At 57.1% G+C, this 14335-nt stretch carries 11 protein-coding genes; 1 reads left to right on the top strand and 10 read right to left on the bottom strand.

The genetic code is table 11. The features are described 5' to 3' along the window. Positions 1–6: 6 nt before the first annotated feature. From AC58P5_RS00055 to AC58P5_RS00010, 10 genes are all read right to left on the bottom strand, one after another. Complete coding sequence (locus AC58P5_RS00055) at positions 7–1026, bottom strand: ABC transporter ATP-binding protein (protein WP_497383810.1); 1020 nt, start codon at positions 1024–1026, stop codon at positions 7–9. Further along, positions 1023–2033, bottom strand: a complete 1011-nt coding sequence (locus AC58P5_RS00050) for an ABC transporter ATP-binding protein (protein ID WP_497383809.1) — start codon at positions 2031–2033, stop codon at positions 1023–1025. Before AC58P5_RS00050 ends, AC58P5_RS00055 begins: the two co-directional genes overlap by 4 nt. Positions 2034–2185: 152 nt before the next feature. Beyond that, a complete protein-coding gene (locus tag AC58P5_RS00045; protein ID WP_497383808.1) occupies positions 2186–3598 on the bottom strand; it encodes an amidohydrolase in 1413 nt (470 codons plus the stop codon). A 15-nt stretch (positions 3599–3613) separates the two neighbouring features. After that, positions 3614–5257, bottom strand: coding sequence for an ABC transporter substrate-binding protein (locus tag AC58P5_RS00040; RefSeq protein WP_497383807.1), 1644 nt, complete (start codon positions 5255–5257; stop codon positions 3614–3616). A 17-nt stretch (positions 5258–5274) separates the two neighbouring features. Then, complete coding sequence (locus AC58P5_RS00035; protein WP_497383805.1) at positions 5275–5844, bottom strand: GNAT family N-acetyltransferase; 570 nt, start codon at positions 5842–5844, stop codon at positions 5275–5277. 41 nt (positions 5845–5885) lie between these two features. Further along, positions 5886–7967 (bottom strand): ABC transporter ATP-binding protein, encoded by a 2082-nt coding sequence (locus AC58P5_RS00030; RefSeq protein WP_497383804.1) that lies wholly within the window; start codon positions 7965–7967, stop codon positions 5886–5888. Between the two features lie 136 nt (positions 7968–8103). After that, a complete protein-coding gene (locus AC58P5_RS00025) occupies positions 8104–9012 on the bottom strand; it encodes an ABC transporter permease (RefSeq protein ID WP_497383803.1) in 909 nt (302 codons plus the stop codon). Between the two features lie 43 nt (positions 9013–9055). Beyond that, positions 9056–9982: an ABC transporter permease gene (locus AC58P5_RS00020; protein WP_497383802.1), complete on the bottom strand. Its 927-nt coding sequence runs from the start codon at positions 9980–9982 to the stop codon at positions 9056–9058. A gap of 15 nt (positions 9983–9997) precedes the next feature. Further along, complete coding sequence (locus tag AC58P5_RS00015; protein ID WP_497383801.1) at positions 9998–11653, bottom strand: ABC transporter substrate-binding protein; 1656 nt, start codon at positions 11651–11653, stop codon at positions 9998–10000. Positions 11654–11918: 265 nt separating this feature from the next. After that, positions 11919–13214 (bottom strand): MFS transporter, encoded by a 1296-nt coding sequence (locus tag AC58P5_RS00010; RefSeq protein ID WP_497383800.1) that lies wholly within the window; start codon positions 13212–13214, stop codon positions 11919–11921. 175 nt (positions 13215–13389) lie between these two features. Here AC58P5_RS00010 and AC58P5_RS00005 point away from each other — a divergent pair, with 175 nt between their 5' ends. Beyond that, positions 13390–14211, top strand: a complete 822-nt coding sequence (locus AC58P5_RS00005; RefSeq protein WP_497383799.1) for an MBL fold metallo-hydrolase — start codon at positions 13390–13392, stop codon at positions 14209–14211. Positions 14212–14335 lie beyond the last annotated feature (124 nt).

Genomic DNA, 14335 nt, shown 5'->3' with positions numbered 1-14335 from the left:
CTTAGCTCAAAACAGGAGGCCTGCCGGTTCTTCCAGCGGAAAATGACAGGCGGCCGCATGAGATTCCGCGCCAAGCGCCGGTTCGGCTGTCCTGCACAAGTCCCGGACATACGGGCAGCGCGTATGAAACCGGCACCCGGACGGCGGATGTTCCGGACTCGGCACATCGCCGCGGATTAAGATCCGGCCCGCCGAACGCGCTTCCGGATCGGGCGGCGGATAAGCATTCAGCAAAATCCGGGTATACGGATGCTTCGGATTCCGGAACAGCTCCTCCTTGCTTCCGATTTCAACGATTTTGCCCAAATACATGACCGCGATCCGGGTGCTGATATATTTGACCGCCCCTATCCCGTGAGCGATGAACAAATAAGTCAGCTTTAATTCCTTCTGCAGGTCGCCGAGCAGATTCAGAATCTGGGCCTGGATTGACACGTCGAGTGCGGAAACCGGCTCATCGCATACGATCAGTTCCGGTTCAAACGAAATTGCTCTGGCAATGCCGATTCTCTGCCGCTGCCCTCCGGAAAACTCATGCGGGAACCGGTTTCCCGAACCGCGGGGCAGCCCTACCAGATCCAGGAGACGGCCGACGCGCGCGGGAATGTCTTTTTTATCCGCCAGCTTGTGGGCGATGAACGGCTCGGCCAGCAGCTCGTTTACTCTTTTGCGGGGATTTAGGGAGGAGTACGGATCTTGAAAAATAATTTGCAGCCGCGTCCTTACCGGCTTTAATTGCTGACGGGTCTTGATCGTAATATCCTCGTTTCGAAAAAGGATCCGCCCGGAAGTGGGGTTTTCCAGCCGTACGATGGAACGGCCGATTGTGGATTTGCCGCAGCCGGATTCTCCCACAAGGCCCAGCGTCTCTCCTTTGCGGATGGTCAAGCTTACATCGTCCACCGCCCGGATGTAGCCTGTCGTGCGCGAGAAAACGCCGCTTTTGACGGGGTAGTACGTTTTCAGATGCTCGACTTGAAGGAGGGGCACATCGTCCGCCGCAGGAACTTCCGGCCGGCCCCTCATAAGGCAGCCTCCTTCCGGACCGGTTTTTCGGGCAGCGTGCCCTCCACCTGGGAGACCCAGCACCGGACCCGGCGGCCTCCCTCCAGAGCGGTCAGTTCCGGCTGCTCTCCTGCGCAAACGGCGGAAGCCCAGGCGCACCGGGCATAAAACCGGCAGCCTTCCGGCATGCGGTTCAGGGAAGGCACCGTCCCCGGAATGGCCTCCAACGGTCCGCTGTCTCCGCTAATTCTGGGCATGGAGTTGAGCAGCCCTCTTGTATACGGATGCAGCGGCTCGCGGAACAGCGTGAAAACATCCGCCTCCTCCACAATTTGGCCCGCATACATCACCACGACCCGGTCCGCCATCTCGGCGACGACACCCAGATCGTGCGTGATCAGCATGATGGCGGCCCCGCTCTCTTCGCGAAGCTGCTTCATCAGCTCCAAAATTTGAGCCTGAATGGTCACGTCCAGCGCCGTAGTCGGCTCGTCGGCGATCAGCAGTTTCGGCTTGCAGGCGAGCGCCATCGCTATCATGACCCTCTGGCGCATGCCGCCGGACAACGCGTGCGGATAAGATTTCATAAGGACTTCGGCTCGGGGAAGTCCTACTTTTCCGAGCATTTCAATGGCATAGGCCCGCGCTTCTTTGCGGGAAAAATCCATATGCCGCCGGATGACCTCCAGAAGCTGTTCCCCGATCGTAAAAACCGGATTGAGCGAACTCATCGGCTCCTGGAAAATCATCGACATGTCCCGTCCCCGGATCTGTCTAAGCTCCGGATCGGACGACAGCGCCAAGTTGCTTCCCTGAAAGAGGATGTCGCCTTTCTCAATGCGGCCGCTTCTGCCCAGCAGTCTCATGACCGAGAGTGCCGTCACGCTTTTGCCGCTGCCGGACTCGCCGACAATCCCGACCGTTTCGCCGGGCAGAAGCTGAAAACTGACTTCATCCACGGCCGTTACTTCTTCGTGTCCCGTCTTGAAGACGGTCTGAAGACGGTGAATTTCCAGCACGGGCAGCATACCTGCATCCCTCCTCGGTTAAAATTTGCCGTTCCCGCAAAAGGGCTTTCCAGCGGAAACTACTGCGCCGCAAAAAGGCGGTCAACCTCATGCGGCGGAACAGCCCTCGCATCGCATAAGCCTTGCGCAGCACCTTGCGGACGACGGTTTACTCAGACAAGCACCGGCGCTTGAACATCGCCGGGTATGGCAGGCACATACTTGCGGCCGTTCGTGGCGCGCAGGAACTCCGCCCTGGCCTCGGCCAGCAGCACCCCGCCGTCCGTCAACAGCTCGTAGGCCGCAAGTGCCAGGAGCTTGGCCGCAAGGTGCATGCCTTTGAGGCCGATCGGCGAGCCGAAGGACGCCGTCGCTTGCCACGTATGCACCTGCACGCCAAACGGCGCGCACGTGGTGATGATCTGCCCGACCGGCGCAATCCACGAGACGTCGCCGACGTCCGTCGAGCCTCCGCCGAAGGCTTTGGGCGCCGGCTTCACGTTCACGAACCCGGCCGGCAGCAGTTCCCCGGCGGGAAGTCCGAGCTCTTCCCGGCGCCTCAGTGCCGACTCCCGCAAGTCGGGAGGCAGCGTATCCACGAGTGCGGCGGCCAGATGGACATCCTCGTCCGTGAACGAAAGCGGGCCCGCCTCGTCTTTTTGCCGGTAAAGCAGATCGTTGAGCGTATGGTTGACGTTCAGATCGTACGCGCCCGCCTTGATCTCCCACGTCACCTCGGTATCCGTCATCAGGGCAGCCCCCCGGGCGATGTTCTGCAGACGGCGGAGCAGCTCGTCGACATGATCCCGGCTGGAGCCCCGCAGGAAATACCAGACGCTCGCGTCTTCCGGCACGATATTCGGAGCCTGTCCGCCGTTCGTGATCGTGTACTGAATCCGGGAGCCGTCCGCTACATGCTCGCGCAAATAGTTGGCGCCGACGTTCGTCAGCTCCACGGCATCCAGCGCGCTGCGGCCCAAATGCGGGAAACTGCCCGCATGGGACGCCCGCCCCTTGAAAAAAAACTCGACGGACGTCAGAGCCGACGTCGGCACGTTCCACGGCATGTTGGAGCTGCCGGGATGCCACGTGAGCGCCGTGTCAAGGTCGTCAAACACGCCCTCCCGGGCCATAAACGTTTTGCCCGAGATGACTTCTTCGGCCGGGCAGCCGTAATAGCGGACCGTACCCGGAAGCTTTTCCTCGCGGATGCGGCGGCTCAAAGCAACGGCGGCGGCTACACCGGCCGTGCCGAGCAGGTTATGTCCGCATCCGTGTCCGGGTCCGCCCGGAACGAGGGCTTCCCGTTCGGCGCTCACCTTCTGCGACAAGCCGGGCAGCGCGTCGTATTCCCCCAGGATGCCGATGACCGGCTTTCCGCTGCCGTACTCGGCAACGAACGCCGTCGCCGCGCCCCCGATACCGGAGCGGACCGTGAATCCGGCTTCCTGAAGCACAGCGGCTTGCAGCTTGGAGGCGTACGCCTCCGTATACGCGACTTCAGGCTCTTCCCAGATCCGCAGCGCAAGCTCCTCGAATTTTTCCGCACGGCCGTCCAGCCACTCCACCAAGTGCCGCTTTCCCATCGCCCTCACGCCTTTCTATTTTTTTAAATCCCATTCGTTCGTATTGTTGTACATCCCGATATCCCGGGGTCTCCCGACCCGAACATCTTTGGATACGGCAAGCAGACGTTTCTCCGAATAAACCGCGAGCGTCGGCACATCCTCATGGATGACCGCTTGCAGCTCGTTGTAGATCAGACGCCGCTTCGCCGGATCGGACTCACTCTCCCCTTTCGTAATCAGCTCATCCACCTTCGGATTTTTGTAGCTGTAGTAATTGCTCGAGCTGTCGCTTTTGTACAGGGTAAAATACGAGCTCGGTTCAATGTAAAAGTCCCGGTTGAAGATAGTAAGATCGAACTCTTTTTTGCGCACTTTCTGGATCAGCGTGGCAAAATCATACTTCTGAACCTGAACCTTCAAACCGACGGCCTGCAAATTCTGGACGAGAATATCCGCGGCCTGCTCGCGCACTTTGTTGCCCACCGGAATCAGGAACTGGATGGGCTTGTTCGTATCCCATTTCGCCTCCTGGAGCAGCTTTTTGGCTTTCTCCGGATCGTAGGGGTATGGCTGGATGTCTTTGTTGAAATTGGGGTGATAGCTCGGAATGCCGCCGTCAATCACTTCGCCCTGGCCTTTCAGAAGCTGATCGACAATAAGCTTGCGGTTGATCGCGTAAGCGACGGCTTGACGTACGCGGGAGTCGCCGATAGTCGCCGTATTGAAAAACAGCTCGGGCGGAATGGACGGATTGCTCGTCGTAAGCTCCACGTTCGGCAGCGCCTTGACTTTCTCGTATTCCGTGATCGGAATAAGACCGACGGGCAGCGAATTCATATGAATTTCGCCCGTTTGAAGCTGTGCCACCAGATTGGCGGCCGGAAGCACTTTAATAAAAATTTTGTCGAGTTTGGCCGGGGACAAATAATAGTTCGGGTTTTTGACCACCTCGGCATACTGGCCTTTTACGAAGTTGGCGAATTTGAACGCCCCGATCGTTACTTCTGGCTTCTGAAAGTAAGGATGAGTCGCGATTTGTTCGGGGGGAACGTCTTTCAGGATATGCTTCGGCAGGAAAAATACTTTCGTTCCGAATCGTTCTTTAAATAGAAGCGGGTCGACCGGTGTCTTCGTCCGCACTTCGAACTTATGATCGTCCACGATTTTGAGACCGCTGATTTCCGTTTTCCCTTCCTCCAGCTTGCCTGCATTGTTCAGCCCTTCGATAAAATTCAGCTTGAAGTACGTCTCGACTTTCGGGTGCAGGGCGGTCTGGAGCGTAAAGGCGACATCCGCTGTGGTAAAAGGTTTCCCGTCATTCCATTTGGCAGCGGGATTCAACTTCACGACAAAGGTCTGATTGTCTTTCGTTTCGACGGACTCCGCAAGCTTCGGAGTAAATTCAAATTTGTCGCTCAAATTCAGCAGCGAATCGTTGAGGAGCGCGATAACGTTATCCGAAGCGGAGTCGCCCTGGTCGTTAATCTGGCTGAGCGTTATCGGTGCGTTCACGATCCCGATATAGACGGTCTTTTCGCCGGAGTCCGCTCCTTTGCCGGGTGCTCCCCCCTGATTCGGCGACGATGCCGGAGAGGCGGCAGGCGCTCCGCAGGCCGATAAGCCGGTCATGAAAGCGGCCAGTACAATCAGCCAAGTAATCCGATCTCTTTTTTTCACCGTAAAATTCCTCCACTTCAATTTTTCTTCAGATCCCGGGGCAAAGAATACGGCACTGATCCCGCTTCGCCGGATGGATGTGCAGAACTTTCCGAATCCGTAACGGACCCGCTCCGAAGATTTTTGATCAGGAAAACCAGTTTGTCGTCGGTCCCGAGATCCCTCTCGTAGAAAGGCTGGTAGCCTTTCCGCTCGTAAAAGGGAAGAAGCCAGGGATGCTTCCGTGAAGTTGCCAGCGTCGAAGCGGGCGAGAGCAGCGTATCCCGTACGATTTCTTCCTCCACGTATCGGAGAAGGCGGCTGCCCTTCCCTCGAGACTGCTCGGCCGGGTGAACGGCAAGCATATACAAGAACGGATACACGGATACTTCTTCCATGTATTTCAGCGAAAGGGTTGCGCTTATGCGTCCGTCACGCTCCAGAACGTAACACGCGTTCTCGGCGCTGTTCGCCCGGATAAAGTCGTAATCCGCGGAGGCCGCTCTGAAATCGATATTCAGATCCCGGATGGCTTGATAAGCCCCCTCGACAAGCTCTAACAGCTGCCCGGTGTCGCTTTCCTCCGCCAACCGGAAAATATCTCCCATAATCGTCACCTCACCTCTAAAACCTTTAGCAGAAAACCGTTTTATAGCGGATAATGGCAGGCCGCCGTGTGTCCCGGGCCCACCTCTATCCATTCGGGCTGAACCTCCCGGCACAGCGCCGTTGCCGCCGGGCAGCGCGTATGGAACCGGCAGCCGGACGGCGGGTTGGCCGGGGAGGGAATTTCGCCCGCAAGCCGGATCCTCTCCCGTGAACCGGTGCGGTCACGCCTCGGGACGGATGCCAGCAGAGCGGCGGTATACGGATGGGCCGGATGGCGGAACAGCTCGTCGCTCGGAGCCATTTCCACAAGCTTGCCCAGATACATCACGCCGATGCGGTCGGACATATGCCGGACCGCATGAAGACCGTGCCCGATAAAGAGATACGTGAGATTCTCTCTCTGGCGCAGATCCTGCAGCAAATTCAGAATCTGGGCCTGTACCGATACGTCCAGAGCCGATACGGCCTCATCGGCCAGAATAAACCGGGGCTGCAAAGCCATCGCTCTGGCGATGCCGATCCTTTGACGCTGTCCCCCCGAAAATTCATGGGGATACCGTTCGCTTGCCGAACGAGGCAGTCCGACTGACGCCAGCAGCTCCGCGACTTTATCCCTGCGTTCTTTCCCCCGGTGTGTCCCGTGCACCGCCAAAGGTTCACCGATGCACTGCCCGACCGTCCAGCGCGGATTGAGCGAGCCGTACGGGTCCTGGAAAATGACCTGCATCTGCTTTCTCGCTTTCCGCAGCTCTAAAGGAGACATGGCGGAAAGCTCTTTTCCGGCAAAAAGAACTTCCCCTTCCGTAGGCGTCTCCAGATGAAGTAAAGCCCGCCCGAGGGTCGACTTGCCGCTGCCTGACTCGCCGACCAAGCCGAACGTCTCTCCTTCCCGGATCGTGAAGGTGACGTCGTCGACCGCATAGATCGTACCTTTGGGCGGGCGCAGAAACCCGCCTCCGAGCCGATATGTTTTCCGAAGGCCATGTACGGAAAACAACGGCGTCCGGTCGCCGGAAACTTCCGCAGCGGTGTGTTCCTCTCGAAGATCCGATCCGCCGGCGGCGGGCCGGATCACGGCGTACGGGACCTCCGTCCGTGCCCGGGAACCTTCCGGGTAAGCTTCCGCCGCCTCACGTTCCCGCTCCTGCCGGAGTTCACCGGCAAGCCAGCACGCCGCTTCGCGTCCGGCAATCTCTTCCAGAGGCGGTACGGACTGTGCGCACCTCTGGACGGCATGCGGACAGCGAGGGTGAAAGCGGCAGCCGGACGGCAGCTCGGCAAGCGAGGGAATGCTTCCTTCAATGGAAGGAAGCCGGTTGCCCCGAGGAGTCTCCAAACCCGTGACGGAGCCGATGAGTCCTTTCGTGTAAGGATGCAGCGGTGTCCGGAACAACGCATCCGCCTCGCCGATCTCGACGATTCCGCCCGCGTACAGAACGGCGACCTGGTCGGCAATCTCCGCCGCCACGCCCAAATCATGCGTGACAAACAGGATCGACATGCCGTATTCTTTCTGGATCTCCTTCAGCAGCTCCAGGATTTGCGACTGGATGGTTACGTCCAGCGCCGTTGTCGGCTCGTCGGCAATGAGCAGCTCGGGACCGCAAGACAGCGCCATCGCAATCATCGCCCTCTGGAGCAGTCCCCCGGACAGCTCGCCCGGGTACTGTTTCATCCGCAGTCCGGGCTCCGGGATGCCGACTTTATGAAGCAGCCGGACGGCGTGTTCCCAAGCCTCCTTGTAGGAGCAACGGTTATGCCGAAGATAAGCCTCGGCGATTTGCTTCCCTACCGGGAAGAGCGGATCGAACGCCGACATGGGCTCCTGAAATACCATCGCCGCCTTCCTTCCGCGGATTGCGCCCATCTGCTTCTGCGGACGCCGGGTCACGTCTTCCTGTCCCAGCCGGATGGTGCCGTGCGTAATGCGCCCCCCTTCAAACTCCACCAGACGGAGGATCGCTTTGGACAAAATCGTTTTGCCGCTACCGGATTCCCCAACGAGACACAGCGTCTCTCCGGGCCTGATATGCAGGCTGACTTCCGATAGTGCCGTCAGGCTCTTATTTTCTTTTGTAAATTCCACGCTCAACCGGTCCATTTCCAGAATCGGATTTGCCATAATTGTTCCCTCCGGTCCGCCGCCAAACGGTTGAAGTTTTTTATTTCGGCCGCGTCTTTCTATCGGCATCCGACTTTGCCGCACACGATCTTCGCATTCCGTGTTTATCGAGTGAACCCGCCGGATTTGCAAACATTCATTTTGCATGTTGCTTCGGATCCAGCACGTCTCTCCACCGGTCTCCCAGCAGATTGACGGCCAGCACAAGAAGTGTAATCGCCAGTCCCGGAAAAGTGGCATTCCACCAAGCAACGGTCAAATAGCCTCTGCCCTGCGAAAGAAGCGTTCCCCAGTCCGGAATCTCCTTAAGCACGCCAAGCCCGAGGAAACTAAGCGCGGAGCCGATCAGGATGGACGTTCCGATCCCTATCGTCGCCATGACGAGCAGCGGGGACAGAACGTGAGGAAGCACGTGCTTCACGAAAATATGCCAGCCGCCCGCACCGATAGACCGGGACGCAGCGATATAGGGACGGCTTTTGATGCTGATCACCTGGCTGCGGACTACCCGGGCAAATTTGGGCACCAGCGATACGCTGACGGCCAGTACAATATTGAGCAGACTGGGCCCCAAAGCGGCCGCAATGGCCAGCGACAGCAACAAGCCCGGTATGGCCATGAGCACATCGATAATCCGCATAAGCACTCCGTCCGCAAACCCTCCGATATAACCTGCCAGACTGCCGATCAGCATGCCTGCGGTCCCGCCGATGACGACGGAGCCTGCGCCGATCAGAAGAGAATCTCTTGCCCCGTATATCAGAAGGCTGAGCACATCCCTTCCGTAGTAATCCGTCCCGAACCAGTGGGCGGAGCCCGGCTTCTGGAGCAGGGCGTCCGCATTCATTTCCGTCGGCGGATAAGGCGCCAGCCATTGCGGCACGACTGCACTGAGCGCAATCGCCAAAACGATCAAGAGAGCCGCATAATACGGAAGGTCGCCTAGCCGCAAAAAGCCCGAGATCCTCCGTCTTTGTCCCGGTTCCCGGCTCCGTTCCCGGGCGAGCTGTTCCGGTAAATAGTTCACTTCGGCTGCAGTTTTCATACGGCTTCCCCCTTATCACGCGTCTCTTTTTCGGCTGTCTGCATCAGGCTGCCCTTCTCACTCTGGGATCGATGAATGCATAGGACAAGTCCACGAGCACATTCACAAGGACATACACGATTGCGGTGAAGAAAACGACGCCTTGTACGACCGGAAGATCTTTGGACAGGATAGCTCCAGCCAGCAGCCTGCCGATCCCCTGTCTGGAAAAAACCGTTTCGATCACGACGGCCCCGGCCATGAGTTCCCCGATCTGGATACCGATCATGGTAAGAGCCGGAATGAGGGCGCTGCGCAGCGCATGCCGGTACATGACGACTCTTTCGCTAAGCCCTTTGGAACGCAGAGTGGTAATAAACGGTTCATTCATAACCTCAAGCATGGAACTCCGTACCATGCGCACGATAAAACCCGATCCTACAAGTCCAAGCGCAGCCGCCGGCAGAACCAGCGACTCCCACCCTTCCGAGCCTACGGCCGGAAACCAGTTCAGGTGGACGGAGAAAACGAGGATCAGAAGTATGCCCGACCAGAAAGTCGGCATGGAAATTCCGAACAGCGATACGATGCGGGCCGCAAAATCAATGAAGCCGTTGCGGTGTACCGCCGAAAGCACGCCGAGCCAGATTCCCGTCACAACCGCCAGGAAAGTACCCGCTGCCGTAAGCAGAGCCGTTGCGGGAAACTGCTCTAAAATTTTGGGGAGCACCGGGTCATCGTTAACGAGGGATTTCCCGAAATCCCCCCGCAGCAGATTTTCGGCATAGACGAGAAATTGCCGGATCACGGGCTGATCCAAGCCCAGCTGATGCCGCAGATTCGCTGCCGTCTCCGGGGAGGCGGACGTACCGGACAGCATCATCAGCACCGGATCTCCCGGCAGCAGGTACAGAATAAAGAAGACGAGAACCGAAGCGCCTCCTATGACAAGCAGCGAAGAAACCAGTCTTCTTGCGATCGCGTAAATCAAGCCGGCTTCCCCCCGTCACGATTTTTTCAGGCTTACATCATAGAACAACGGATATCCCAGCGAATCGAATTTAAGTCCGCTCACGTTTTTCCCGGCTGCGACGGTATACGGAAATACGTACACGGGAAATCCGTAAGCATTTTCGATCAGATACGATTGAACCTGCTTGTAAATCTCCGCCCGCTTCTTGGGGTCCTGCTCTCTAAGCCCTTCTTCCAGCCAGGCGTCCACCTTTGGATCGGATTTGTGGGTATGGTTGTGCCCCCACTTCCCGTCTTTCGGAATGGCATTCGTGTGAAAAAAGCTCCGCAAAATGTCCGGATCGCCCGAAACATTACTGACGCCGACCAGATCATTCGTCCCCTTGACCATCAGAGCTGTCGTCGTGTCGGCCAAAATTTCGACTTCCACGGCGATTCCGGATTTTTTCAGCTGCTGCTGGATCATCGCCGCAATGTCGTTGCGCTTCTCCCTGTTCGGCGACGCGTCGATGTAATGGATCGTCAGCTTTTTGCCGTTTTTCTCGCGGATTCCGTCCGCCCCTTTGATCCAGCCCAGCCCGTCAAGCAGGCGGCCCGCTTCTTCGGGATCGGGTTTCAGGGCTCCTTCCAGGGAGGCATCATAGCCGAGTACGGAGGGCGTCAGCGGAGACCAGGCTCGCGTATAGGCCCCTAGATACAAGGTCTTGACGATGGCATCGAAGTCGATCGACAACTGGACGGCCTTTCGGGCCTCCAGCTCGTTCCAGGGCGCATGATCCTGATTCAGCATGAGCGTGTAGGGAATGCCCGTAGATTCCGCCTGGAAAAGCTGCACGTTCGGGTCCTTCTTGAGAGTGACGAAATTTTGGGGAGGCACCGTCTCTCCGGCCGAAACCTGCCCGCTTTGTACGCTTCCGATACGTGTCGCCTCTTCGGGAATAATTTTGAATACAAGCTTGTCTATGTAAGGTGCGCCCTTATTGGCCGCCAGTTCCGGCGCCCATTTGTATTCGGAATTGCGCTGCAGTGTGACGGCCGAATTTTCGGTCCAGCTCACAAATTTGAAAGGGCCGGTGCCTACGGGGTTTTTCGTAAGCTGGTCCTTGTATTTCTCGGCGGCCGCCGGTGAAACGATTCCGAGAAAAGCCTGGCTGAGCGAACTCAGAAACGCGCTGTAAGGGGATTTCAGCCGCACCTTTACGCTGTACTCGTCGACCACTTCAGACGATTCGTAGGGTCCCAGCAGGGTAACGGCAAACCGGGATTTCGTAGCCGGATTCACGATCCGGTCGAAATTGGCTTTAACGGCAGCGGCATTAAAAGGAGTGCCGTCATGGAACTTAACGTCCTTGCGCAGCTTGAACGTATACTCTTTTCCGTCCGGTGAAACCTTCCATTCCTCGGCAAGCCACGGTTTGATGGACTGATCGGGCAGTTGGACGACAAGACTGTCGTAAATGGAGCGCATAACCCGGTAATCCAGTGCGGCCGGAACCACATTAGGGTCGAGTCCGGACGGCGATCCGGCAAGCGCGTACGTAAACGTGCCGCCTTGGCCGGCTGTTCCGTTTTCGGAGGCCGGAGGATTTGCGCTGCCGGTATTCTCCGCGTTTCCCCCGCAGCCGGATACGATAAGGAGAATAAATGCAGACAAGACTGCCAGGTGAAAATTACGTCTGGATGAAATCATAAGTTCTCTCCATTTCATTGATTTTAAGTCGCGTTTAGCTGCCTCTCCGGTGCCCAGCCTATTCTGCTCCACAAAAAAAGGAGACACAGCTTTCCTCCGGGAAAGACCGTATCTCCAGTGAACTGGTCGATATCTGATTAAACCGATAATATTAGTATGTTATGATTATAGCCATCCCTCTTATTTCTGTCAATCCTTGGCAATAAAGACGTATAATAAAAAAACGGGACACCTCCTATCGGAAGCATCCCGCTCCTAGCATCTGTTACCCGCCTGCCTGTTCGGCTTCCTCCGCCGGCTTGAAGCGTTCTTTGCCGAAAAACACGTGGAAAAGAATACAAATCACGGTATAGACGACTGCCGTAATACTGAAGGCGTACGCGTAACCGTAGTAAGAACCGTACGTCGCCACTAGTCCCATGCTGACCGGAGAGGCCAGAAACCAGCCCAGATTGAACATCGCTTCCCCGGAACTGGACGCAAGTCCCCGCATCGAGCGGTCGACGTACTTCATTTTGATCGTGCTGTAAAAAGGATTCGCCGCATTCATAAGCGCCTGTCTGAACAAGTACCCTACGCTCGCCAATGTGAAATTAGACGAGTATGCCGTGATCAGCAGAAAAGGAATCGAACTCAGCTGAAGCAGGACGACCGCTCTCGCTTCGCCGATTTTGCGCGCAATGGCGGGGCCGAGCAGGAATGCAAGTGCGGTCGCCCCTTGGCCCAGCGACACGATAAAGCCGATCATCGTTTTGGAAGCATCGAATCTGTCTTCGAAATACACGTTCAGATAAGGAACGATCATCCCGCCCGCCGTCGAAGTAAGCAGGCTTAAAAACGCAAACAGCGCGATAACCTGAAGCGAAGACTTATGCTTTGATGCCGTTTGCCGCCAGCCGGTTTTGGCGCCGGCCGTTCTATCCTCTCTTTTCTCTTTTTCACCGGAAGCTTCCGATGTATACAAAAGCACGGGAATGAGTCCGAGCGCCATCGTTCCGACGCCGATCAGCAAAGTCGTTCTTAAGCTGATCACTTCCGAGATGCCGAAGGCAAACTGGAACATGTCCGTCAAAACACCGCCCAGCATATTTCCCGCCACGCTTGCGAACATACTTAGCGCCATGTTAAAGCTGAACAAGTGAACCCGCTGCCGGGGTGTCGAATTGTTGGCCATAAAAGGGATAATCGTAGCCGATACGACCGCCTGCGACATTCCGCCGAGAAACGAGGTGACGAGCAGGGCGTTTTTAAACTCGAAAAGAGAGCGGGCGGTCAGCGCCAGCAGCACAAAAAAGAGACCGGCAGATACGATCCGCTTGGGCCCGAATCTGTCATTCATTATTCCCGCCGGGATTAATATGATTGCGGATGCTATGGCCGTCATCCCGACCAACTGTCCAACCATCGTCTGATCGTAGCCAAGCGCGCGGACGTACAAATTGTACATGAGCCCGAACATGCCGAGACCCGTATTCCACACGAAAATAAACACGAAAAAAAGACGAATGTTCCGGCTGTATGCGAGCAGTTGGGTTTTCCATTCATTGAGAAAGTTCGTCATGCCCTAAGCATAACTCATTTCGCAGGTAAGCGGTATCTTTTTTCATCCGGCGGTAAATAAAAAGGTTTCTTCCAAAAGGTGAGTCCACCCGGTTTCTTTCTCCGTCTTCGGATGCTACAATTTCTTTTAAATGCCGGGCGCACATCGTCCATGGAGCAAGGAGATTGTGAAGCGTATGATCCAGTATCGCAACGGACAGGTAACTGTCTTTCAAAGCGCGATCTATAAAACAACTTCGACTGTGATCGTAACGGATGATCTCGTCTTGATCGCCGATCCGAACTGGCTGCCTCGGGAGATCGAAGAGATCCGGCAGCATGTCGAAGCCGTGCGGGGCGAAAGGCCGGTTTATGTGCTGTTTACTCACGGCGATTTCGACCATATCATCGGATATAAAGCGTTCCCGGGAGCTGTAACCATCGGTAGTGAGGGGCTGCTCAACCACACGGACAAGGAACAAAAGCTGGCCCTCATCACTTCGTTCGATGCCGGCCACTATATCGACAGAGGCTATCCCGTGGAATTTCCGCATGTGGATATCGCTGCGGCCGGAAACGGCCAGGTGTTCCAGCTCGGCGAAACCCGCCTGACTTTCTATCTCGCACCCGGTCATACGGCTGACGGGCTGATGACCGTGGTCGAGCCGTTAGGCGTCCTGATCGCCGGGGATTATTTATCGGACTTCGAGCTTCCCTTCATTTATGACAGCGCCAAAGCATATAAGAAGACATTGGACACTGTCCGGCACGTTTACAGAGCCCACGGCCTGAAGCTGCTTGTGCCCGGGCACGGGCAGGAGACCGAGGACGTCCGCGAAATGGACCGCCGGCTGGAGCACGCGGACCGGTACCTCGCAAGCCTGATCGGGGCCGTTCAGGCTGATGACGACGATGCCCTGCTCGCGCTCCGGGACGCGCACGCTTATCGTTCCGCCTTTACGGACGGCTGCCACGAAGAGAACGTCCGGATCGTCCGGAGCGAGTACGCCGGCGGCTGACGCGGACGACTGGCGCGGACGACTGGCGCGGACGACTGGCGCGGACGACTGGCGCGGACGACTGGCGCGGACGACTGGCGCGGACGACTGGCGCGGACGACTGGCGCGGACGACTGGCGCGGAC

The sequence above is a fragment of the Paenibacillus sp. JT31N7 genome (assembly GCF_059692095.1).
This window is presented reverse-complemented; position numbering and strand designations above follow the sequence as displayed.

What these genes read in the sequence shown, in the direction of transcription:
- AC58P5_RS00025 (WP_497383803.1), bottom strand. Translation starts at nt 9,012, where the DNA reads ATGAAAACTGCAGCCGAAGTGAACTATTTACCGGAACAGCTCGCCCGG.
- AC58P5_RS00035 (WP_497383805.1), bottom strand. Translation starts at nt 5,844, where the DNA reads ATGGGAGATATTTTCCGGTTGGCGGAGGAAAGCGACACCGGGCAGCTG.
- AC58P5_RS00045 (WP_497383808.1), bottom strand. Translation starts at nt 3,598, where the DNA reads ATGGGAAAGCGGCACTTGGTGGAGTGGCTGGACGGCCGTGCGGAAAAA.
- AC58P5_RS00015 (WP_497383801.1), bottom strand. Translation starts at nt 11,653, where the DNA reads ATGATTTCATCCAGACGTAATTTTCACCTGGCAGTCTTGTCTGCATTT.
- AC58P5_RS00050 (WP_497383809.1), bottom strand. Translation starts at nt 2,033, where the DNA reads ATGCTGCCCGTGCTGGAAATTCACCGTCTTCAGACCGTCTTCAAGACG.
- AC58P5_RS00005 (WP_497383799.1), top strand. Translation starts at nt 13,390, where the DNA reads ATGATCCAGTATCGCAACGGACAGGTAACTGTCTTTCAAAGCGCGATC.
- AC58P5_RS00010 (WP_497383800.1), bottom strand. Translation starts at nt 13,214, where the DNA reads ATGACGAACTTTCTCAATGAATGGAAAACCCAACTGCTCGCATACAGC.
- AC58P5_RS00030 (WP_497383804.1), bottom strand. Translation starts at nt 7,967, where the DNA reads ATGGCAAATCCGATTCTGGAAATGGACCGGTTGAGCGTGGAATTTACA.
- AC58P5_RS00055 (WP_497383810.1), bottom strand. Translation starts at nt 1,026, where the DNA reads ATGAGGGGCCGGCCGGAAGTTCCTGCGGCGGACGATGTGCCCCTCCTT.